This window comes from Pseudomonas sp. NFX1 (assembly GCF_051123555.1).
GTDB lineage: Bacteria > Pseudomonadota > Gammaproteobacteria > Pseudomonadales > Pseudomonadaceae > Aquipseudomonas > Aquipseudomonas capeferrum.
The window spans coordinates 4493756-4520753 of the sequence record NZ_CP169366.1 but is presented as its reverse complement, the minus strand read 5'-3'; the positions used below and the strand labels follow the sequence as shown (position 1 = coordinate 4520753).

The window sequence follows — 26998 nt, the reverse complement described above, 5'->3', positions numbered from 1 at the left end:
TCCAATGAGCAGCGTTGTAGCCATCGTCAAAAGCATTGTCGGCCAGGTTATTGCGGTATCCCCAGAGGGCATCCGGCGTGTACTCATCGAAGGTGATCGCCTGTTGTCGGGTGAGGAAGTACTCACCGGCCCGGGTGGCGCGGTAACGCTTGAGCTGGCCGATGGTCGCCTGCTCGACCTGGGCCGTGACAGCCAGTGGAGCGCGGATGCGCCCTACAGCAGCACCGACCTGGGCCAGGCCACTGCGCAGGCTGCACCGTCAGTCGAAGAGCTGCAGCAGGCAATTGCTGCGGGTGTCGACCCGACTACCGAGCTCGAAGCCACGGCAGCAGGCCCGGCAGCGGCGGGCGGTGGTGGCGCGCTGGGGGGTGGCCACAGCTTTGTCATGCTTGAGGAGACAGCGGGCAGGGTCGACACGAGCATCGGCTTCCCTACCGGCCCATTAGGCTTTGCCGCGGCGCTGGAGTCTGAAGACGTTGGCGCGCTGGACACCAGCAACAACAATCAGCAGGTCATACCGCCCACCACGCCGACCGATGTCTCCACCGCGCTTGTCCTCAACGCCACCCCTTCCATCTCCGAAGCGGGTGGCGTAATCGTTTATACCGCGACAGTTGGCCAGGCGCCGACGTCCAACCTGGTCGTGACCCTGTCCAACGGAGCGGTGATCGTCATTCCGGCAGGGCAGACCAGCGGTAGCGTCAATGTCACCATCCCGGCGAATGACACGCCGTATATCGACGGCGGGCAGATCTCGACGACCGTGACGGGTGCCACCGGGGGTAACGGTCTGATCGTGACCCTGCCGCAAACGCCGGCGGTTACGCAGATTACCGACACCATCGACACCACCACTGCGACCCTGACCGCCAACCCTTCGGTAACCGAAGGTGGCGTGATCACTTACACCGTGACCCTGAGCAACCCTGCCCAGACTCCGGTTACCGTGACCCTGTCGAATGGCCAGACCATCACTGTCGAAGCCGGCAAGACCCAGGGCAGTGTCGACTTCCAGACTCCGGACAACGACGTCTACAACAACGGTTCGACCGTCAGCACCACCATCACCGGTGCAACCGGCGGCAACTTCGAGCAGCTGACGCCGAACCCGACCCCGGCGCAGACCACGATCAACGACTCGGTCGATGTGACCACTGCGACCCTGACCGCGAATCCTTCGGTCACCGAAGGCGGCGTGATCACCTACACCGTGACTCTGAGCAACCCTGCCCAGACTCCGGTAACCGTGACCCTGTCGAATGGTCAGACCATCACCGTCGAAGCCGGCAAGACCCAGGGCAGTGTCGACTTCCAGACTCCGGACAACGACGTCTACAACAACGGCTCGACTGTCAGCACCACCATCACTGGTGCCACTGGCGGTAACTTCGAGCAATTGACGCCGAACCCGACCCCGGCGCAGACCACGATCAACGACTCGGTCGATGTGACCACTGCGACCCTGACCGCGAATCCTTCGGTCACCGAAGGCGGCGTGATCACTTACACCGTGACTCTGAGCAACCCTGCCCAGACGCCGGTTACCGTGACCCTGTCGAACGGCCAGACCATCACCGTTGAAGCCGGCAAGACCCAGGGCAGTGTCGACTTCCAGACACCGGACAACGACGTCTACAACAACGGTTCGACCGTTAGCACCACCATCACCGGTGCCACTGGCGGTAACTTCGAGCAACTGACGCCGAACCCGACCCCAGCGCAGACCACGATCAATGACTCGGTCGACAACACCACTGCGACCCTGACCGCTAACCCTTCGGTCACCGAAGGCGGCGTGATCACCTACACCGTGACTCTGAGCAACCCTGCCCAGACGCCTGTCACCGTGACCTTGTCGAATGGCCAGACCATCACGGTCGAAGCAGGCAAGACCCAAGGCCGCGTTGATTTCCAGACGCCGGACAACGACGTCTACAACAACGGTTCGACTGTCAGCACCACCATCACCGGTGCAACCGGCGGCAACTTCGAGCAGCTGACGCCGAACCCGACCCCAGCACAAACCACGATCAATGACTCGGTCGATGTGACCACTGCGACCCTGACCGCGAACCCTTCGGTCACCGAAGGCGGCGTGATCACTTACACCGTGACCCTGAGCAACCCTGCCCAGACGCCTGTCACCGTGACCCTGTCGAATGGCCAGACCATCACTGTCGAAGCCGGCAAGACTCAAGGCAGCGTTGATTTCCAGACCCTGGACAACGACGTCTACAACAACGGCTCGACCGTCAGCACCACTATCACTGACGCCACTGGCGGCAACTTCGAGCAACTGACGCCGAACCCGACCCCGGCGCAGACCACGATCAATGATTCGGTCGACAACACCACTGCGACCCTGACCGCTAACCCTTCGGTAACCGAAGGCGGCGTGATCACCTACACCGTGACTCTGAGCAACCCTGCCCAGACGCCGGTTACTGTGACCCTGTCGAACGGCCAAACCATCACTGTTGAAGCCGGCAAGACCCAGGGCAGTGTCGACTTCCAGACTCCGGACAACGACGTCTACAACAACGGCTCGACTGTCAGCACCACCATCACTGGTGCCACTGGCGGTAACTTCGAGCAATTGACGCCGAACCCGACCCCGGCGCAGACCACGATCAACGATTCGGTCGACAACACCACTGCGACCCTGACCGCTAACCCTTCGGTAACCGAAGGCGGCGTGATCACCTACACCGTGACTCTGAGCAACCCTGCCCAGACGCCGGTTACCGTGACCCTGTCGAACGGCCAAACCATCACTGTTGAAGCCGGCAAGACCCAGGGCAGTGTCGACTTCCAGACTCCGGACAACGACGTCTACAACAACGGCTCGACTGTCAGCACCACCATCACTGGTGCCACTGGCGGTAACTTCGAGCAATTGACGCCGAACCCGACCCCGGCGCAGACCACGATCAACGATTCGGTCGACAACACCACTGCGACCCTGACCGCTAACCCTTCGGTAACCGAAGGCGGCGTGATCACCTACACCGTGACTCTGAGCAACCCTGCCCAGACGCCGGTTACCGTGACCCTGTCGAACGGCCAAACCATCACTGTTGAAGCCGGCAAGACCCAGGGCAGTGTCGACTTCCAGACTCCGGACAACGACGTCTACAACAACGGCTCGACTGTCAGCACCACCATCACTGGTGCCACTGGCGGTAACTTCGAGCAATTGACGCCGAACCCGACCCCGGCGCAGACCACGATCAACGATTCGGTCGACAACACCACTGCGACCCTGACCGCCAACCCTTCGGTCACCGAAGGCGGCGTGATCACCTACACCGTGACCTTGAGCAACCCTGCCCAGACGCCGGTTACCGTGACCCTGTCGAATGGCCAGACCATCACTGTCGAAGCCGGCAAGACCCAGGGCAGTGTCGACTTCCAGACTCCGGACAACGACGTCTACAACAACGGTTCGACCGTCAGCACCACCATCACCGGTGCCACTGGCGGTAACTTCGAGCAACTGACGCCGAACCCGACGCCAGCGCAGACCACGATCAATGACTCGGTCGACAACACCACTGCGACCCTGACCGCCAACCCTTCGGTGACCGAAGGCGGCGTGATCACCTACACCGTGACCCTGAGCAACCCTGCCCAGACTCCGGTTACCGTGACCCTGTCGAACGGCCAGACCATCACCGTTGAAGCCGGCAAAACCCAAGGCAGCGTTGACTTCCAGACCCCGGACAACGACGTCTACAACAACGGTTCGACTGTCAGCACCACCATCACCGGTGCAACCGGCGGCAACTTCGAGCAACTGACGCCGAACCCGACCCCGGCGCAGACCACGATCAATGACTCGGTCGATGTGACCACTGCGACCCTGACCGCCAACCCTTCGGTGACCGAAGGCGGCGTGATCACCTACACCGTGACCCTGAGCAACCCTGCCCAGACGCCTGTCACCGTGACCTTGTCGAATGGCCAGACCATCACGGTCGAAGCAGGCAAGACCCAAGGCAGCGTTGATTTCCAGACCCCGGATAACGACGTCTACAACAACGGTTCGACCGTCAGCACCACCATCACCGGTGCCACTGGCGGTAACTTCGAGCAGCTGACGCCTAACCCGACGCCAGCGCAGACCACGATCAACGACTCGGTCGACAACACCACTGCGACCCTGACCGCCAACCCTTCGGTGACCGAAGGCGGCGTGATCACCTACACCGTGACCCTGAGCAACCCTGCCCAGACGCCTGTCACCGTGACCTTGTCGAATGGCCAGACCATCACGGTCGAAGCAGGCAAGACCCAAGGCAGCGTTGATTTCCAGACCCCGGATAACGACGTCTACAACAACGGTTCGACCGTCAGCACCACCATCACCGGTGCCACTGGCGGTAACTTCGAGCAGCTGACGCCTAACCCGACGCCAGCGCAGACCACGATCAACGACTCGGTCGACAACACCACTGCGACCCTGACCGCCAACCCTTCGGTAACCGAAGGCGGCGTGATCACCTACACCGTGACCTTGAGCAACCCTGCCCAGACGCCTGTCACCGTGACCTTGTCGAATGGCCAGACCATCACGGTTGAAGCCGGCAAGACCCAAGGCAGCGTTGATTTCCAGACCCCGGATAACGACGTCTACAACAACGGTTCGACCGTTAGCACCACCATCACTGGTGCCACTGGCGGTAACTTCGAGCAGCTGACGCCTAACCCGACGCCAGCGCAGACCACGATCAATGACTCGGTCGACAACACCACTGCGACCCTGACCGCTAACCCTTCGGTCACCGAAGGCGGCGTGATCACCTACACCGTGACTCTGAGCAACCCTGCCCAGACTCCGGTTACCGTGACCCTGTCGAACGGCCAGACCATCACCGTTGAAGCCGGCAAAACCCAAGGCAGCGTTGACTTCCAGACCCCGGACAACGACGTCTACAACAACGGTTCGACCGTTAGCACCACCATCACCGGTGCCACTGGCGGCAACTTCGAGCAGCTGACGCCGAACCCGACCCCAGCGTCGACTGTAATCAATGACAGTATCGATACCGTCACCGTAAGCATCGTCAGCAACGGCAACGTGACTGAAGATCAGCAGCCATCCTTTACGGTAAAAGTGAGCCAGGCGCTGGACCGTCCGCTGACCGTAACGCTTTCGAACGGCGAAACCGTCACCATCGAGGCCGGCAAGACCGAAGTCGAGTACAAGACTCCGGCCCAAGGCGATGACGTCATCAAGGACGCCGGCTCTGTGACGTTGAGCGTCACCGGCGCCACTGTCGCGGGTGCTACCTTCGAGAATCTGGCCATCGGCGGCCCGGCGACCGTTGAAGTTTCGGACACTGTCAGCGAAGTCGTTGCAACTTTGACTGTGGACAAGGCAACCGTGGCCGAAGGTGGCCAGGTGACCTACACCGTCACGCTGACCAACGCACAGGGCCTGACTGTCACTGAGCACGGCGCGCTGACCTTCACCCTGACCGACGGTACAAAAGTCACGATTCCGGCCAACAGTGCTTCCGGCACCGCGACCATCACGGTTCAAGATGACGTGTACGTCGGCGGTCAGGGCGCTGTCGCCAACAAGCTTGAGTCGGTATCGGGCGCAGACAACTTCGAGAAGCTGACTTTGGGTGGTGATACCGTCACCACTTCTGTGACGGACGAGCCAGGTTCGGGCACCCCAGGCACCGGCAACGAAGGCGACCTGGTCAAGGTCACCATCACCGCCGACCAGATTTCGGTCGCCGAGAACGTGAAGCCGACCTTCACCGTTCACATCAATACTGCCCTGACCCACGACCTGGTCGTGACCCTGAGCAACAACGCTACGGTCACCATCAAAGCGGGCGAAACCAGCGCGCCGTACAGCCACGATGCGCAAGGCGACGACGTTTACCAGGACGCCGGTGAGATCAGCCTGGGTATCAAGTCGGCCGTCGATGTCGACGGTCGTGCCTTCGAGAACCTGCAGCTGGGTGATGCCGCGTCGGTCAAAGTCACCGACACCACCGACGAAGTCATCGCCAAGCTGACCGCTACGCCTTCGGTTACCGAAGGGGGCGAGATCACGTACACCGTCACCCTGACCAACAAAGACGGTTTGCCGATCAACAACCACTCGCCGTTGTACTTCACCCTGAGCGACGGCAAAACGGTCATCACAGTGCCAGCCAACGGCACCGTCGGTACGGCCACTGTTACTGCTCCGGATAATGTCTACGTGGGCAGCAACACCCCGGTAGAGCAGAGCCTGCAGTCAGTCAGCGGCGCAGACGCGTGGAAGTTCGAGCAACTGACCTTGGACAAGACCCCGGTCAGCACTACGGTTACCGACGAGCCAGGTACTCCGGGCAACGAAGGCGACGTGGTCAAAGTCACCATCACCGCTGACCAGGTATCGGTCGCCGAGAACGTCCAACCGAGCTTCACCGTTCACATCAACACCGCCCTGGGCCACGACCTGGTCGTGACCCTGAGCAACAATGCCACCGTCACCATCAAGGCTGGCGAAACCAGCGCGCCATACACCCACGACGCGCAGGGCGACGACGTTTACAAAGATGCTGGTGAGATCAGTCTGGGTATCAAGTCCGCCGTCGATGTCGACGGTCGTGCTTTCGAGAACCTGCAGCTGGGCGACGCGGCATCGGTCAAAGTCACCGATACCACCGACGAAGTCATCGCCAAGCTGACCGCTACGCCTTCGGTCACCGAAGGGGGCGAGATCACGTACACCGTCACCCTGACCAACAAAGACGGTTTGCCGATCAACAATCACTCGCCGCTGTACTTCACCTTGAGCGACGGCAAAACGGTCATTACCGTCCCAGCCAACAGCACCACCGGTTTCACCACCGTTACTGCGCCAGACAACGATTATGTCGGCACTAACGCCCCGGTTGAGCAGAGCTTGCAAGCGGTCAGCGGCGCAGACGCTTGGAAGTTCGAACAACTCACCTTGGACAAGACCCCGGTCAGCACCGCTGTCACCGACGAGCCAGGTACTCCGGGCAACGAAGGTGATCTGGTCAAGGTCACTATCACCGCTGACCAGGTCTCGGTCGCCGAGAACGTGAAGCCGACCTTCACTGTGCACATCAACACTGCACTGGCCCACGACCTGGTTGTGACCCTGAGCAACAACGCCACCGTCACTATCAAGGCCGGTGAAACCAGCGCGCCGTACGCTCACGATGCGCAAGGCGACGACGTCTACAAAGACGCCGGTGAGATCAGCCTGGGTATCAAGTCCGCCGTCGATGTAGACGGTCGTGCCTTCGAGAACTTGCAGCTGGGTGACGCGGCGTCGGTCAAAGTGACTGACACCACTGACGACGTGGTTGCCAAGCTGACTGCTACTCCGTCGGTCACCGAAGGCGGTGCGATCACCTACACCATCACGCTGACCAACAAAGACGGTCTGCCGATCGATAAACACTCGGCGCTGACCTTCACGCTGAGCGACGGGACAACCGTCATCACCGTGCCGGCGAACGGCGCTGTTGGCACCGTCACTGTCACTGCTCCGGACAACGACTACGTCGGTGCGAACGACCCAGTGATCAAGTCGATCGCTTCGGTTGATGGCGCTGATGTTGGCAAGTTCGAGAACCTGGTTCTGGACAAGACCCCGGTCAGCACCGCGGTCACCGACGAGCCGGGTACTCCCGGCAACGAAGGTGACTTGGTCAAAGTCACCATCACCGCTGATCAGGTCTCGGTGGCCGAGAACGTCAAGCCGACCTTCACCGTTCACATCAATACCGCCCTGGCGCACGACCTGGTCGTGACCCTGAGCAACAATTCCACCGTCACTATCAAGGCCGGTGAAACCAGCGCGCCGTACGCTCACGATGCGCAAGGCGACGACGTCTACAAAGACGCCGGTGAGATCAGCCTGGGTATCAAGTCCGCCGTCGATGTAGACGGTCGTGCCTTCGAGAACTTGCAGCTGGGTGACGCGGCGTCGGTCAAAGTGACTGACACCACTGACGACGTGGTTGCCAAGCTGACTGCTACTCCGTCGGTCACCGAAGGCGGTGCGATCACCTACACCATCACGCTGACCAACAAAGACGGTCTGCCGATCGATAAACACTCGGCGCTGACCTTCACGCTGAGCGACGGGACAACCGTCATCACCGTGCCGGCGAACGGCGCTGTTGGCACCGTCACTGTCACTGCTCCGGACAACGACTACGTCGGTGCGAACGACCCAGTGATCAAGTCGATCGCTTCGGTTGATGGCGCTGATGTTGGCAAGTTCGAGAACCTGGTTCTGGACAAGACCCCGGTCAGCACCGCGGTCACCGACGAGCCGGGTACTCCCGGCAACGAAGGTGACTTGGTCAAAGTCACCATCACCGCTGATCAGGTCTCGGTGGCCGAGAACGTCAAGCCGACCTTCACCGTTCACATCAATACCGCCCTGGCGCACGACCTGGTCGTGACCCTGAGCAACAATTCCACCGTCACTATCAAGGCCGGTGAAACCAGCGCGCCGTACGCTCACGATGCGCAAGGCGACGACGTCTACAAAGACGCCGGTGAGATCAGCCTGGGTATCAAGTCCGCCGTCGATGTAGACGGTCGTGCCTTCGAGAACTTGCAGCTGGGTGACGCGGCGTCGGTCAAAGTGACTGACACCACTGACGACGTGGTTGCCAAGCTGACTGCTACTCCGTCGGTAACCGAAGGTGGTGCGATTACCTACACCATCACGCTGGCCAACAAAGACGGTCTGCCGATCGATAAGCATTCGGCCCTGACCTTCACCCTGAGCGACGGCACCACCGTCATCACCGTCCCGGCCAACAGCACCTCGGGTTTCGTCACCGTTACCGCGCCTGACAACGTTTACACCGGTACCAATGACCCGGTGATCAAATCGATCGCCACCGTTGATGGCGCCGATGTTGGCAAGTTCGAAAACCTGGTTCTGGACAAGACCCCGGTCAGCACCGCGGTCACCGACGAGCCGGGTACTCCCGGCAACGAAGGTGACTTGGTCAAGGTCACCATCACCGCTGATCAGGTCTCGGTGGCCGAGAACGTCAAGCCGACCTTCACCGTTCACATCAATACCGCCCTGGCGCACGACCTGGTCGTGACCCTGAGCAACAACGCCACGGTTACCATCAAGGCGGGCGAAACCAGCGCGCCGTACGCTCACGACGCACAGGGCGATGACGTCTACAAAGACGCCGGTGAGATCAACCTCGGCATCAAGTCCGCCGTCGATGTCGACGGTCGTGCTTTCGAGAACCTGCAGCTGGGCGAGGCGGCATCGGTCAAAGTCACCGACACCACCGACGATGTCATCGCCAAGCTGACCGCTACCCCTTCGGTGACCGAAGGTGGCGAGATCACCTACACCGTCACCCTGACCAACAAAGACGGTCTGCCGATCGATAACCACGCGCCGTTGTACTTCACCCTGAGTGACGGCAAAACGGTCATCACTGTGCCGGCCAACAGCACCTCGGGCTTCGTCACCGTTACCGCGCCTGACAACGTTTACGTTGGGACCAACGCGCCGGTAGAGCAGAGCCTGCAAGCAGTCAGCGGCGCTGATGCTTGGAAGTTCGAAAACCTGGTTCTGGATAAGACGCCGGTCAGCACTACTGTGACCGACGAGCCGGGTACCCCAGGCAACGAAGGTGACGTAGTCAAGGTCACCATCACCGCCGACCAGGTCTCGGTTGCGGAAAACGTCAAACCGACCTTCACCGTGCACATCAACACTGCCCTGGCGCACGACCTGGTCGTGACCCTGAGCAACAATTCCACCGTTACCATCAAGGCTGGCGAAACCAGCGCGCCGTACAGCCACGCTGCACAGGGCGACGACGTCTACAAAGACGCCGGCGAAATCAGCCTGGGTATCAAGTCGGCAGCAGACATCGATGGCCGCGCCTTCGAGAACCTGCAGCTGGGCGACGCGGCGTCGGTCAAAGTCACCGATACCACTGATGACGTGGTGGCCAAGCTGACTGCTACTCCGTCGGTCACCGAAGGCGGTGCGATCACTTACACCATCACCCTGACCAATAAAGATGGTCTGCCGATCGATAAACATTCGGCGCTGACCTTCACCCTGAGCGATGGCACGACGGTCATCACCGTTCCGGCCAACAGCACCAGCGGTTTCGTCACCGTTACCGCGCCGGACAACGTCTACACCGGCACCAACGACCCAGTGATCAAGTCGATCGCGTCGGTTGATGGCGCCGATGTCGGCAAGTTCGAGAACCTGGTTCTGGACAAGACTCCGGTCAGCACCGCTGTCACCGACGAGCCGGGTACTCCAGGCAACGAAGGCGATCTGGTTAAAGTCACGATTACTGCGGACCAGGTTTCGGTCGCGGAAAACGTTAAACCGACCTTCACCGTCCACATCAATACCGCCCTAGCTCACGACTTGGTCGTGACCCTGAGCAACAACGCCACCGTCACCATCAAGGCGGGCGAAACCAGTGCGCCGTATAGCCACGACGCGCAAGGCGACGACGTCTACAAGGACGCTGGTGAAATCAGCCTGGGTATCAAGTCGGCAGCAGACATCGATGGCCGCGCCTTCGAGAACCTGCAGTTGGGCGACGCGGCGTCGGTCAAAGTGACTGACACTACTGACGACGTGGTGGCCAAACTGACCGCCACACCTTCGGTCACCGAAGGTGGTGCAATTACTTACACCATCACCCTGACCAACAAAGATGGTCTGCCGATCGATAAACATTCGGCCCTGACCTTCACTCTGAGCGACGGCACCACCGTGATCACCGTGCCAGCCAATGGCACCTCGGGCTTCGTGACTGTCACTGCTCCGGACAACGTTTACACCGGCACCAACGACCCAGTGATCAAGTCGATCGCTTCGGTTGATGGCGCCGATGTTGGCAAGTTCGAGAACCTGGTACTGGACAAAACCCCGGTCAGCACCGCTGTCACCGACGAGCCAGGTACCCCAGGCAACGAAGGCGATCTGGTCAAGGTCACCATCACGGCCGATCAGGTTTCGGTCGCCGAGAACGTTAAACCGACCTTCACCGTTCACATCAACGCTGCCCTGGACCACGACCTTGTCGTGACCCTGAGCAACAACGAAGTTGTGACCATCAAGGCTGGCGAAACCAGCGCACCGTACGCGCACGACGCGCAAGGCGACGACGTTTACAAAGACGCCGGCGAAATCAGCCTGGGTATCAAGTCCGCCGTCGATGTCGATGGCCGTGTCTTCGAGAACCTGCAACTGGGTGATGCCGCGTCGGTTAAAGTCACCGATACCACCGACGATGTCATCGCCAAGCTGACCGCTACCCCTTCGGTGACCGAAGGTGGCGAGATCACTTACACCGTTACGCTGACCAACAAAGATGGTCTGCCGATCGACAACCACGCGCCGTTGTACTTCACCCTGAGTGACGGCAAAACGGTCATCACCGTACCGGCCAACAGCACCAGCGGTTTCACTACCGTGACTGCGCCGGACAACGTTTACGTTGGCACCAACGCACCGGTAGAGCAGAGCCTGCAAGCAGTCAGCGGCGCTGATGCTTGGAAGTTCGAAAACCTGGTTCTGGACAAGACGCCGGTCAGCACTACTGTGACCGACGAGCCGGGCACCCCAGGCAACGAAGGCGACGTGGTCAAAGTCACCATCACGGCTGATCAGGTCTCGGTCGCGGAAAACGTGAAACCGACCTTCACCGTGCATATCAACACCGCGCTGGCGCACGACTTGGTCGTGACCCTGAGCAACAACGCCACCGTCACCATCAAGGCTGGTGAGACTTCGAGCGAGCCTTACACCCACGATGCGCAAGGCGACGACGTCTACAAAGATGCCGGTGAGATCAACCTGGGCATCAAGTCTGCGGTCGATGTTGACGGTCGAACCTTCGAAAACCTGCAGTTGGGCGAGGCGGCGTCGGTCAAAGTCACCGACACCACCGACGATGTCATTGTCAAACTGACTGCTACGCCTTCGGTCACCGAAGGTGGCGAGATCACGTACACCGTCACCCTGACCAACAAAGACGGCCTGCCGATCGACAACCACGCGCCGTTGTACTTCACCCTGAGTGACGGCAAGACGGTCATCACTGTCCCGGCCAACAGCACCAGCGGTTTCATTACCGTGACTGCACCGGACAACGTCTACGTCGGCACCAATGCGCCGGTAGAGCAGAGCCTGCAAGCGGTCAGCGGGGCTGACGCGTGGAAGTTCGAAAACCTGGTTCTCGACAAGACGCCGGTCAGCACTACTGTGACCGACGAGCCGGGTACCCCAGGCAACGAAGGAGACGTGGTCAAGGTCACCATCACGGCTGATCAGGTCTCGGTCGCGGAAAACGTGAAACCAACCTTCACCGTTCACATCAACACCGCGCTGGCGCACGACCTGGTCGTGACCCTGAGCAACAACGCCACCGTCACCATCAAGGCGGGCGAAACCAGCGCGCCGTACACCCACGACGCACAGGGCGACGACGTCTATAAAGACGCCGGCGAAATCAGCCTGGGCATCAAGTCGGCAGCAGACATCGACGGCCGCGCCTTCGAAAACCTGCAACTGGGCGATGCCGCGTCGGTCAAGGTCACCGACACCACCGATGACGTGGTGGCCAAGCTGACCGCTACCCCGTCGGTTACCGAAGGTGGTGCGATTACCTACACCATCACGCTGACCAACAAAGACGGTCTGCCGATCGATAAGCATTCGGCCCTGACCTTCACCCTGAGCGACGGCACCACCGTCATCACCGTCCCGGCCAACAGCACCTCGGGTTTCGTCACCGTTACCGCGCCTGACAACGTTTACACCGGTACCAATGACCCGGTGATCAAATCGATCGCCACCGTTGATGGCGCCGATGTTGGCAAGTTCGAAAACCTGGTTCTGGACAAGACCCCGGTCAGCACCGCGGTCACCGACGAGCCGGGTACTCCCGGCAACGAAGGTGACTTGGTCAAGGTCACCATCACCGCTGATCAGGTCTCGGTGGCCGAGAACGTCAAGCCGACCTTCACCGTTCACATCAATACCGCCCTGGCGCACGACCTGGTCGTGACCCTGAGCAACAACGCCACCGTCACCATCAAGGCGGGCGAAACCAGCGCACCGTACGCGCACGACGCGCAAGGCGACGACGTTTACAAAGACGCCGGCGAAATCAGCCTGGGCATCAAGTCCGCCGTCGATGTCGATGGCCGCGCCTTCGAGAACCTGCAACTGGGTGATGCCGCGTCGGTTAAAGTCACCGACACCACCGACGATGTCATCGCCAAGCTGACCGCTACCCCTTCGGTGACCGAAGGTGGCGAGATCACTTACACCGTTACGCTGACCAACAAAGACGGTCTGCCGATCGACAACCATGCGCCGTTGTACTTCACCCTGAGTGACGGCAAAACGGTCATCACCGTACCGGCCAACAGCACCAGCGGTTTCACTACCGTGACTGCACCGGACAACGTCTACGTCGGCACCAACGCACCGGTAGAGCAGAGCCTGCAAGCAGTCAGCGGCGCTGATGCTTGGAAGTTCGAGAACCTGGTTCTGGACAAGACCCCGGTCAGCACTACGGTCACCGACGAGCCGGGTACCCCAGGCAACGAAGGCGACGTGGTCAAAGTCACCATCACTGCTGACCAGGTCTCGGTTGCGGAAAACGTCAAACCGACCTTCACCGTGCACATCAACACTGCCCTGGCGCACGACCTGGTCGTGACCCTGAGCAACAATGCTCAGGTCACCATCAAGGCTGGTGAAACCAGCAGCGAACCTTACACCCACGACGCGCAGGGCGACGACGTCTACAAAGACGCCGGTGAAATCAGCCTGGGTATCAAGTCGGCAGCAGACATCGATGGCCGTGCCTTCGAGAACCTGCAGTTGGGCGACGCGGCATCGGTCAAAGTCACCGACACCACCGACGATGTCATTGCCAAACTGACTGCTACGCCTTCGGTCACCGAAGGTGGCGAGATCACCTACACCGTCACCCTGACCAACAAAGACGGTCTGCCGATCGACAACCACGCGCCGTTGTATTTCACCCTGAGTGACGGCAAAACGGTCATCACTGTGCCGGCCAACAGCACCAGCGGTTTCACCACCGTGACTGCGCCTGACAACGTTTACGTTGGGACCAACGCGCCGGTAGAGCAGAGCCTGCAAGCAGTCAGCGGCGCTGATGCTTGGAAGTTCGAAAACCTGGTTCTGGACAAGACGCCGGTCAGCACTACTGTGACCGACGAGCCGGGTACCCCAGGCAACGAAGGCGACGTGGTCAAAGTCACCATCACTGCTGACCAGGTCTCGGTCGCAGAGAACGTGAAGCCGACCTTCACCGTTCACATCAACACCGCGTTGGCGCACGACCTGGTCGTGACCCTGAGCAACAACGCTCAGGTCACCATCAAGGCTGGTGAGACTTCGAGCGAGCCTTACACCCACGATGCGCAGGGCGACGACGTCTATAAGGACGCCGGCGAAATCAGCCTGGGTATCAAATCGGCAGCAGACATCGATGGCCGTGCCTTCGAGAACCTGCAGTTGGGCGAGGCGGCATCGGTCAAAGTCACCGACACCACCGACGATGTCATCGCCAAGCTGACCGCTACCCCTTCGGTCACCGAAGGTGGCGAGATCACCTACACCGTCACCCTGACCAACAAAGACGGTCTGCCGATCGATAACCACGCGCCGTTGTACTTCACCCTGAGTGACGGCAAAACGGTCATCACTGTGCCGGCCGACAGCACCAGCGGTTTCACGACCGTGACTGCGCCTGACAACGTTTACGTTGGGACCAACGCGCCGGTAGAGCAGAGCCTGCAAGCAGTCAGCGGCGCTGATGCTTGGAAGTTCGAAAACCTGGTTCTGGACAAGACGCCGGTCAGCACTACTGTGACCGACGAGCCGGGTACCCCAGGCAACGAAGGCGACGTGGTCAAAGTCACCATCACTGCTGACCAGGTCTCGGTCGCAGAGAACGTGAAGCCGACCTTCACCGTTCACATCAACACCGCGTTGGCGCACGACCTGGTCGTGACCCTGAGCAACAACGAAGTTGTGACCATCAAGGCTGGCGAAACAAGCGCGCCGTACAGCCACGATGCGCAAGGCGACGACGTCTACAAGGACGCTGGCGAAATCAGCCTCGGCATCAAGTCCGCCGTCGATGTCGATGGCCGCGCCTTCGAGAACCTGCAGCTGGGCGATACGGCGTCGGTCAAAGTCACCGACACCACCGACGACGTGGTGGCCAAACTGACCGCTACTCCGTCGGTAACCGAAGGTGGTGCGATCACCTACACCATCACCCTGACCAACAAAGATGGTCTGCCGATCGACAAGCACTCGGCCCTGACCTTCACCTTGAGCGACGGCACCACCGTCATCACCGTGCCAGCCAATGGCACCTCGGGCTTCGTGACTGTCACTGCTCCGGACAACGTTTACACCGGTACCAATGACCCGGTGATCAAATCGATCGCCAGCGTCGACGGCGCCGATGTCAGCAAGTTCGAGAACCTGGTTCTGGACAAGACTCCGGTCAGCACCGCTGTCACCGACGAACCAGGCTCGGGCACCCCAGGCACTGGCAACGGTGGCGATCTGGTCAAGGTCACCATCACGGCCGATCAGGTTTCGGTCGCAGAGAACGTGAAGCCGACCTTCACCGTCCACATCAACGCTGCCCTGGACCACGACCTGGTCGTGACCCTGAGCAACAACGAAGTTGTGACCATCAAGGCTGGCGAAACCAGCGCGCCTTACAGCCACGCTGCACAGGGCGACGACGTCTACAAAGATGCTGGCGAAATCAGCCTGGGCATCAAGTCCGCCGTCGATGTCGATGGCCGTGCCTTCGAAAACCTGCAGTTGGGTGAGGCAGCATCGGTCAAAGTCACCGATACCACTGACGACGTGGTGGCGAAGCTGACTGCAACGCCTTCGGTCACCGAAGGCGGTGCGATCACCTACACCATCAGCCTGACCAACAAAGACGGTTTGCCGATCGATAAACACTCGGCCCTGACCTTCACCCTGAGCGACGGCACCACCGTCATCACTGTGCCGGCCAACAGCACCAGCGGTTTCGTCACCGTTACCGCGCCGGACAACGTCTACACCGGCACCAACGACCCAGTAATCAAGTCGATCGCTTCGGTTGATGGCGCTGATGTTGGCAAGTTCGAAAACCTGGTCCTGGACAAGACCCCGGTCAGCACCGCTGTCACCGACGAGCCAGGCTCGGGCACTCCAGGCACTGGCAACGGTGGCGATCTGGTCAAGGTCACGATCACTGCCGATCAGGTCTCGGTCGCTGAGAACGTCAAACCGTCCTTCACCGTTCACATCAACGCTGCCCTGGACCACGACCTTGTCGTGACCCTGAGCAATAACGAAGTTGTGACCATCAAGGCTGGCGAAACCAGCGCGCCGTACAGCCACGCTGCACAGGGCGACGACGTCTACAAAGACGCCGGCGAAATCAGCCTGGGCATCAAGTCGGCAGCAGACATCGACGGTCGTGCCTTCGAGAACCTGCAGCTGGGCGATGCGGCGTCGGTCAAAGTGACTGACACCACTGACGATGTGGTGGCCAAGCTGACTGCTACTCCTTCGGTTACCGAAGGTGGTGCGATCACTTACACCATCACCCTGACCAACAAAGATGGTCTGCCGATCGATAAACACTCGGCCCTGACCTTCACCCTGAGCGACGGCACCACGGTCATCACCGTCCCGGCCAACAGCACCAGCGGTTTCGTCACCGTGACTGCTCCGGACAACGTCTACACCGGCACCAACGACCCAGTAATCAAGTCGATCGCTTCGGTTGATGGCGCCGATGTCGGCAAGTTCGAAAACCTGGTCCTGGACAAGACGCCGGTCAGCACCGCTGTCACCGACGAACCAGGCTCGGGCACCCCAGGCACTGGCAACGAAGGCGACCTGGTCAAGGTCACCATCACCGCCGATCAGGTCTCGGTTGCCGAGAACGTGAAGCCGACCTTCACCGTTCACATCAACGCTGCCCTGGACCACGACCTTGTCGTGACCCTGAGCAACAACGAAGTTGTGACCATCAAGGCTGGCGAAACCAGCGCGCCGTACAGCCACGCTGCACAGGGCGACGACGTCTACAAAGACGCCGGCGAAATCAGCCTGGGCATCAAGTCCGCCGTCGATGTCGACGGTCGTGCTTTCGAGAATCTGCAGCTGGGCGACGCCGCGTCGGTCAAAGTGACTGACACCACTGACGACGTGGTGGCCAAACTGACCGCTACTCCGTCGGTTACCGAAGGCGGTGCGATCACTTACACCATCACCTTGACCAACAAAGACGGTCTGCCGATCGACAAGCACTCGGCCCTGACCTTCACCTTGAGCGACGGCACCACCGTCATCACCGTCCCGGCCAACAGCACCAGCGGTTTCGTCACCGTTACCGCGCCGGACAACGTCTACACCGGCACCAACGACCCAGTAATCAAGTCGATCGCTTCGGTTGATGGCGCCGATGTCGGCAAGTTCGAAAACCTGGTCCTGGACAAGACCCCGGTCAGCACCGCTGTCACCGACGAGCCAGGTACTCCGGGCAACGAAGGCGACCTGGTCAAGGTCACCATCACCGCCGATCAGGTCTCGGTTGCCGAGAACGTGAAGCCGACCTTCACCGTTCACATCAACGCTGCCCTGGACCACGACCTTGTCGTGACCCTGAGCAACAACGAAGTTGTGACCATCAAGGCTGGCGAAACCAGCGCGCCGTACAGCCACGCTGCACAGGGCGACGACGTCTACAAAGACGCCGGCGAAATCAGCCTGGGCATCAAGTCCGCCGTCGATGTCGACGGTCGTGCTTTCGAGAACCTGCAGCTGGGCGACGCCGCGTCGGTCAAAGTCACCGACACCACCGACGACGTGGTGGCCAAACTGACCGCTACTCCGTCGGTTACCGAAGGCGGTGCGATCACTTACACCATCACCTTGACCAACAAAGACGGTCTGCCGATCGACAAGCACTCGGCCCTGACCTTCACCTTGAGCGACGGCACCACCGTCATCACCGTCCCGGCCAACAGCACCAGCGGTTTCGTCACCGTGACTGCTCCGGACAACGTTTACACCGGTACCAATGACCCGGTGATCAAATCGATCGCCAGCGTCGACGGCGCCGATGTCGGCAAGTTCGAGAACCTGGTTCTGGACAAGACTCCGGTCAGCACCGCTGTCACCGACGAACCAGGCTCGGGCACCCCAGGCACTGGCAACGGTGGCGATCTGGTCAAGGTCACCATCACGGCCGACCAGGTTTCGGTCGCCGAGAACGTGAAGCCGACCTTTACCGTTCACATCAATAATGCCCTGGCCCACGACCTGGTCGTGACCCTGAGCAACAATTCCACCGTTACCATCAAGGCTGGCGAAACCAGCGCGCCGTACACCCACGATGCGCAAGGCGACGACGTCTACAAAGACGCCGGTGAAATCAGCCTGGGTATCAAGTCGGCAGCAGACATCGATGGCCGTGCCTTCGAAAACCTGCAGCTGGGCGATGCGGCGTCGGTCAAAGTCACCGACACCACCGACGATGTAGTGGCCAAACTGACTGCTACGCCTTCGGTTACCGAAGGTGGTGCGATCACTTACACCATCACCCTGACCAACAAAGACGGTCTGCCGATCGACAAGCACTCGGCGCTGACCTTCACGCTGAGCGACGGCACGACGGTCATCACCGTCCCGGCCAACAGCACCAGCGGTTTCGTCACCGTGACTGCTCCGGACAACGTCTACACCGGCACCAACGACCCAGTAATCAAGTCGATCGCTTCGGTTGATGGCGCTGATGTTGGCAAGTTCGAAAACCTGGTCCTGGACAAGACCCCGGTCAGCACCGCTGTGACCGACGAGCCAGGCTCGGGCACTCCAGGCACTGGCAACGGTGGCGATCTGGTCAAGGTCACGATCACCGCCGATCAGGTCTCGGTTGCCGAGAACGTCAAACCGACCTTCACCGTGCACATCAACGCTGCCCTGGACCACGACCTTGTCGTGACCCTGAGCAACAATGAAGTTGTGACCATCAAGGCCGGCGAAACCAGCGCGCCGTACAGCCATGCTGCGCAAGGCGACGACGTCTACAAAGACGCTGGCGAAATCAGCCTGGGCATCAAGTCGGCAGCAGACATCGATGGCCGTGCCTTCGAAAACCTGCAGCTGGGCGACGCGGCGTCGGTCAAAGTGACTGACACCACTGACGACGTGGTGGCCAAACTGACTGCAACGCCTTCGGTCACCGAAGGTGGTGCGATCACCTACACTGTCACGCTGACCAACAAAGACGGTCTGCCGATCGATAAACACTCGGCCCTGACTTTCACCCTGAGCGACGGCACCACCGTCATCACTGTGCCGGCCAATAGCACCACCGGTTTCACCACCGTGGCTGCCCCGGACAACGTCTACACCGGTACCAACGACCCAGTGATCAAGTCGATCGCCAGCGTCGACGGCGCCGACGTCGGCAAGTTCGAAAACCTGGTTCTGGACAAGACCCCGGTCAGCACCGCTGTCACCGACGAGCCAGGCTCGGGCACTCCAGGCACTGGCAACGGTGGCGACCTGGTCAAGGTCACCATCACCGCCGATCAGGTCTCGGTTGCCGAGAACGTCAAACCGACCTTCACCGTCCACATCAACGCTGCCCTGGACCACGACCTTGTCGTGACCCTGAGCAACAATGAAGTTGTGACCATCAAGGCCGGCGAAACCAGCGCGCCGTACAGCCATGCTGCGCAAGGCGACGACGTCTACAAAGACGCTGGCGAAATCAGCCTGGGCATCAAGTCGGCAGCAGACATCGATGGCCGTGCCTTCGAAAACCTGCAGCTGGGCGACGCGGCGTCGGTCAAAGTGACTGACACCACTGACGACGTGGTGGCCAAACTGACTGCAACGCCTTCGGTCACCGAAGGTGGTGCGATCACCTACACCGTCACGCTGACCAACAAAGACGGTCTGCCGATCGATAAACACTCGGCCCTGACTTTCACCCTGAGCGACGGCACCACCGTCATCACTGTGCCGGCCAATAGCACCACCGGTTTCACCACCGTGGCTGCCCCGGACAACGTCTACACCGGTACCAACGACCCAGTGATCAAGTCGATCGCCAGCGTCGACGGCGCCGACGTCGGCAAGTTCGAAAACCTGGTCCTGGACAAGACCCCGGTCAGCACCGCTGTCACCGACGAGCCAGGCTCGGGCACTCCAGGCACTGGCAACGGTGGCGATCTGGTCAAGGTCACCATCACGGCCGATCAGGTTTCGGTCGCAGAGAACGTGAAGCCGACCTTCACCGTCCACATCAACGCTGCCCTGGACCACGACCTGGTCGTGACCCTGAGCAACAACGAAGTTGTGACCATCAAGGCTGGCGAAACCAGCGCGCCGTACAGCCATGCTGCACAAGGCGACGACGTCTATAAGGACGCCGGTGAAATCAGCCTGGGCATCAAGTCCGCCGTCGATGTAGACGGTCGTGCCTTCGAGAACCTGCAGCTGGGCGACGCCGCGTCGGTCAAAGTCACCGACACCACTGACGACGTGGTGGCCAAACTGACTGCAACGCCTTCGGTCACCGAAGGTGGTGCGATCACCTACACCATCACCTTGACCAACAAAGACGGTCTGCCGATCGATAAACATTCGGCGCTGACCTTCACGCTGAGCGACGGCACGACGGTCATTACCGTACCGGCCAATAGCACCAGCGGTTTCACTACCGTGACCGCGCCGGACAACGTTTACACCGGCACCAACGACCCAGTGATCAAGTCGATCGCTTCGGTTGATGGCGCGGATGTTGGCAAGTTCGAGAACCTGGTTCTCGACAAGACCCCGGTCAGCACCGCTGTCACCGACGAGCCAGGCTCGGGCACTCCAGGCACTGGCAACGGTGGCGATCTGGTCAAGGTCACCATAACGGCCGATCAGGTTTCGGTCGCCGAGAACGTGAAGCCGACCTTTACCGTTCACATCAATACTGCCCTGGCCCACGACCTGGTCGTGACCCTGAGCAACAATTCCACCGTTACCATCAAGGCCGGCGAAACCAGCGCGCCGTACAGCCATGCTGCGCAAGGCGACGACGTCTACAAAGACGCTGGCGAAATCAGCCTGGGCATCAAGTCGGCAGCAGACATCGATGGCCGTGCCTTCGAAAACCTGCAGTTGGGCGATGCGGCGTCGGTCAAAGTGACTGACACCACTGACGATGTGGTGGCCAAGCTGACCGCTACCCCTTCGGTCACCGAAGGTGGTGCGATCACTTACACCATCACCCTGACCAACAAAGATGGTCTGCCGATCGATAAACACTCGGCCCTGACCTTCACCCTGAGCGACGGCACCACGGTCATCACCGTCCCGGTCAACAGCACCAGCGGTTTCGTCACCGTGACTGCTCCGGACAACGTTTACACCGGCACCAACGACCCAGTGATCAAGTCGATCGCTTCGGTTGATGGCGCGGATGTTGGCAAGTTCGAGAACCTGGTTCTCGACAAGACCCCGGTCAGCACCGCTGTCACCGACGAGCCAGGCTCGGGCACTCCAGGCACTGGCAACGGTGGCGATCTGGTCAAGGTCACCATAACGGCCGATCAGGTTTCGGTCGCCGAGAACGTGAAGCCGACCTTTACCGTTCACATCAATACTGCCCTGGCCCACGACCTGGTCGTGACCCTGAGCAACAATTCCACCGTTACCATCAAGGCCGGCGAAACCAGCGCGCCGTACAGCCATGCTGCGCAAGGCGACGACGTCTACAAAGACGCTGGCGAAATCAGCCTGGGCATCAAGTCGGCAGCAGACATCGATGGCCGTGCCTTCGAAAACCTGCAGTTGGGCGATGCGGCGTCGGTCAAAGTGACTGACACCACTGACGATGTGGTGGCCAAGCTGACCGCTACCCCTTCGGTCACCGAAGGTGGTGCGATCACTTACACCATCACCCTGACCAACAAAGATGGTCTGCCGATCGATAAACACTCGGCCCTGACCTTCACCCTGAGCGACGGCACCACGGTCATCACCGTCCCGGTCAACAGCACCAGCGGTTTCGTCACCGTGACTGCTCCGGACAACGTCTACACCGGCACCAACGACCCGGTGATCAAGTCGATCGCCAGCGTCGACGGCGCCGACGTCGGCAAGTTCGAAAACCTGGTCCTGGACAAGACGCCGGTCAGCACCGCTGTCACCGACGAACCAGGCTCGGGCACCCCAGGCACCGGTAACCAGGGTGACAAGGTCGAACTGAGCATCGTTGCCAACCAGGCCTCGGTCTTCGAGAACGAGAAACCGACCTTCACTGTCAGCATCAAACAGGCCCTGGACCAGGACCTGACCGTACAGCTGACCGAAGGCAAGTCGGTGGTGATCAAGAAGGGCGAAACCTCGGCCATCTTCACCCACGACGCACAAGGCGAAGACGTGTACGTCGATGCCGGTTCGCTGACCGTCAGCATCACCGGCACCAGCGTGCCGGATGGCCGTCAGTTCGAGAACCTGGTCGTGAGCAAGCCTTCGGCCTCGGTGGACATCAAGGACACCTCGAACGAAGTCATCGCCAAGCTCACGGCAACCGAGTCGGTTACCGAAGGTGGCTCGATCGTCTACACCGTCACCCTGACCAGCAAGGATGGCCTGCCGGTCAACAACCACGGCGCGCTGACCTTCACCCTGAGCGATGGCAAGACCGTCATCACTGTGCCGGCCAACGGCACCGTGGGTACGGCTACCGTCGCTGCACCGGATAACGTCTACATCGGCCAGAGCTCCGTCAGCCAGACCCTGCAGTCGGTAGGCGGCGCCGGCGCCAGCAAGTTCGAAAACCTGACCCTGGACAAGGTCCCGGCCACCACCACGGTCAACGACGAACCAGGCGTGGGCACCCCGGGCACCGGTAATCAGGGCGACAAGGTCGAACTGAGCATCGTTGCCAACCAGGCCTCGGTCTTCGAGAACGAGAAACCGACCTTCACCGTCAGCATCAAACAAGCCCTGGACCAGGACCTGACCGTACAGCTGACCGAAGGCAAGTCGGTGGTGATCAAGAAGGGCGAAACCTCGGCCATCTTCACCCACGACGCACAAGGCGAAGACGTATACGTCGATGCCGGTTCGCTGACCGTCAGCATCACCGGCACCAGCGTGCCGGATGGCCGTCAGTTCGAGAACCTGGTCGTGAGCAAGCCTTCGGCCTCGGTGGACATCAAGGACACTCAGAACGAAGTCATCGCCAAGCTGACTGCTACCCCTTCGGTTACCGAAGGCGGTGTGATCACCTACACCGTCACCCTGACCAGCAAGGATGGCCTGCCGATCAACAACCACGGCGCGCTGACCTTCACCCTGAGCGACGGCAAAACCATCGTCAACGTGCCGGCCAACAGTGCTACGGGCTTCGTTACTGTGGCTGCACCAGACGACGCCTACATCGGCCAGACCTCTGTCGGCCTGTCTCTGCAATCGGTAGGCGGCGCCGGTGCCAGCAAGTTCGAGGCGCTGACGCTGGACAAGACCACGGCTACCACCGTGGTCAACGACGAGCCAGGTGTTGGTACACCAGGCACTGGCAACCAGGGCGATGTGACCACCATCGGCATCACCGGCACCACCTCGTTGACCGAAGGCGAAACCGGCCGCTACACGCTGACCCTGAGCAACCCGTCCAAGGCAGAAGTCACCGTTACCCTGACCTACAGCGGCACTGCCAACGGCCAGGATTACACCGCAGTCACCACCGTGAAGATCCCGGCCAACAGCAGCAGCGCCACGTTCGATATCAAGACCCTCGACGACAAGCTGGTTGAAGGTACCGAAAACTTCACCGTCAAGATCGAAACCGCTACCGGTGGCAACTTCGAGAACCTGCAGGTTGATGGCAGCAAGGCCAGCGTTACCACCAACATCCTCGACAACGACCACCTGCCGGTCTCCACTGGCGGTGCGGTCAATGGCGTGGAAGACACCGACTACCTGTTCGCCTGGAACGACTTCAAGGTCACCGATGCCGATGGCAACACCGGCCTGTTCGTAACCATCACCTCGCTGCCGGCCGACGGTAGCCTGAAGTTCTTCAACGGCACCGCGTGGGTCGATGTGACCGTAGGCCAGGTGGTCAGCCAGACCGATATCGGCAGCAAGTACCTCAAGTTCGTCCCGACGCTGAACCAGTCGGGCACCGATGGCTACGGCGGCTCGGGCGTCGGCAACAAACAGGCTGACTACGCGCAGTTCAAGTACAAGCCGAACGACGGCACCAACCTGGGCAGCGAAGTGACCATGAAGGTCGACATCAGCCCGGTGGCCGACAAACCGACCCTGAGCTTCGGCAGCAGCGATGTCGAGTCCAAAGGCCTGACCAAGGAAGTCTGGACCACCTTGAAAGGCTTGGGCACCGACGGCAACGGCATCACTGGCGATGCGCTGAAAGCGGTCTTCGCCAACTCCGGCAAAGCCAACTCCAGCTCCACCACCACCAACGTGCAGTCCGATGGTAGCGTCACCGCTGGCAGCGGTTCGAAAACCTCGGGGCTGATCTTCCTGGAGGCCGGCAAAACCTACAGCTTCAGCGGCGTCGCCGATGACAGCATGGTGGTCACCATTGGTGGCAAGACCGTGGTTTCCGCGCTCTGGGGCGCAGGTGGCCAGATCTCCGGCACCTTCACCGCAACGTCCAGCGGCTACTACCCGATCGAGGTGTACCACGCCAACCAGTCTGGCCCGGGTAGCTATGACCTGAACATCCAGGTGGGCTCGGGTGCTGTCACCGACCTGAGCAGCAGCAACATCCCGATGTATCAGAACGTGACCGAGATGGCCAACGCTGGCCTGGGCGTGTCCGATCTGCACACCGTCAATGGCCAAAGTTACTACGACGGCTACAAGCTCAACGAAGGGCCGGAAGGCGGCTCGGTCAAACTGGTCGGCATCACCACCAACCTGACCGACACCGATGGCTCCGAGACCTTGAGCGTGACCCTCAGCGGCATTCCGAAAGGGACGCTGTTGAGTGATGGTGCGGGCCACACCGTCACTGTCGGCGGCACGCCGGTGGACGTGACAGGCTGGAAACTCAGCGGCCTGACACTGACCCCGCCGGCCTACTACAAGGGCTCGTTCGACATTACCGTCACGTCGACCGCCACCGAAAGCCTCGGCGGCTCGGACAGCATCACCGGCAAGATCCCGGTGACTGTCTATGGCGCCAACTACAAGGCCACGGTGGGTACCTCGGGTGATGACACCCTCAATGGCAGCGAAGGCAACGACATCATCGTCGCCGACGTCGCTGGCCTGAACGTGGTGGCGGGCAAGAACTACAACATTGCCTTCATGGTCGACAGCTCGGGCAGTATGAGCACCCAGTCCGTCAATGCCGCCAAGGCGCAGTTGGCTGCGGTGTTCCAGACGCTGAAAGCCAGCCTGGGCTCGGATACCTCGGGGACGGTGAATATCTTCATCGCCGACTTCGACACCCAGGTAAACAAGAACGTGGCGGTCAACCTTGCCGATACCGACGCACTGGCCAAGCTTCAGGCGGTGCTGGACTCAATGGTGGGTGGTTCAAGCTACGGCGGTGGTACCAACTATGAGGATGTGTTCAAGACCACGGCCAACTTCTTCAAGAGCACCATGGCTACCGGTAACAGCAGCGCGGAGAACCTGACCTACTTCATCACCGACGGTAAGCCGACCTATTACCAGGCCAATGAGACGACCAATTACCGCCTGTGGAGCGGCGGCAAGTACCTGGATGACGTGGTCAACGTCAACAACTACAAGGTGGGTGACACCTTCAGTGTCTGGGCCGACGCAACGCACAAAGTTGAAATCAATAGCGAAGGCACCCTCAAAGTGCTGACCTACACAGAAAACCGTTGGGGCAGCCTGGTGCTTGATTCCACCCGCACTGTCGGGACGATTCATGCTCAAGGGGATGGCACCTACGAGTTCTCCGGCCTGGGCGGTACCGGTTATGCCGATTCCTGGAACTACTGGGATTCGGCGAACAACACCTCTGCCAGCTTCGCCCTGTTGGGCGGGACTAACGGCGTAAGCAAGGTCCAGGCAATTGGTTTGAACAACGATGTCAGCCTGACCGACCTGAAGCCATACGACAGCGCCGGCAAGCCGCAGGCCAATATCGACCCATCCAACCTGGCCAGCGCGATCCTCGGGCATTCCGAGGCGACCCTGCCAGGCGCCGACAAGGTCGATGGCGGCAACGGCAACGACATCATCTTCGGTGACCTGATCAGCCTCAACGGTGTCGTCAGCGAGGGCTACCAGGCCCTGCAGGCGTACGTGGCGCAGAAGAGCGGTGTCGAGGCCAGTGCCATCACCACCAATAACGTTCACCAGTACATCACCGAGCACTACACCGAGTTCGATATCTCCGGCGCCAACGACGGCAAGGACTTCCTGTCGGGCGGCAATGGCAACGATATCCTCTTCGGCCAAGGTGGCGATGACACCCTCGATGGTGGCAGAGGTAACGACATCCTCCTGGGCGGTACCGGCAAGGACATCCTGATCGGTGGCCAGGGCGACGATATCCTCATCGGCGGTAGTGGTGCCGACACCTTCGTGTGGAAGTCGGGCGACCTCGGCAATGACGTGATCAAGGACTTCAAGGTGGCCGAAGGCGACCGTATCGACCTGAAGGATCTGCTTCAGTTCGAGAAGGGCAGCACCATCGACAACTACCTGAAGATCACCACGGTGGACGGCTCCTCGACGCTGCAGGTCAGCAGCGAAGGCAAGCTCAACGCCGCCGGTGGCCTGGCCAACGCCGATGTGACAATCAAGCTGGAAGGGGTGAACTGGTCCAATACCTCGATCAACTCGTTGATCAGCGGTGGCGACCCGACCATCCGTATCGACAACAAGGACAGCTGATGC

The 26998-nt window shown here is 60.5% G+C and carries 1 protein-coding gene; it reads left to right on the top strand.

Annotation, left to right across the window (positions count from 1 at the left end; all coding sequences use genetic code 11):
* The first annotated feature begins 4 nt into the window (after nucleotides 1-4).
* Nucleotides 5-26995 (top strand): retention module-containing protein, encoded by a 26991-nt coding sequence (locus tag DJ563_RS20295; protein ID WP_434518249.1) that lies wholly within the window; start codon nucleotides 5-7, stop codon nucleotides 26993-26995.
* The last annotated feature ends 3 nt before the right edge of the window (nucleotides 26996-26998 follow it).

Bases quoted from the DNA above. Each gene is read 5' to 3' on its own strand.
- DJ563_RS20295 (WP_434518249.1), top strand. From the start codon at position 5: ATGAGCAGCGTTGTAGCCATCGTCAAAAGCATTGTCGGCCAGGTTATT.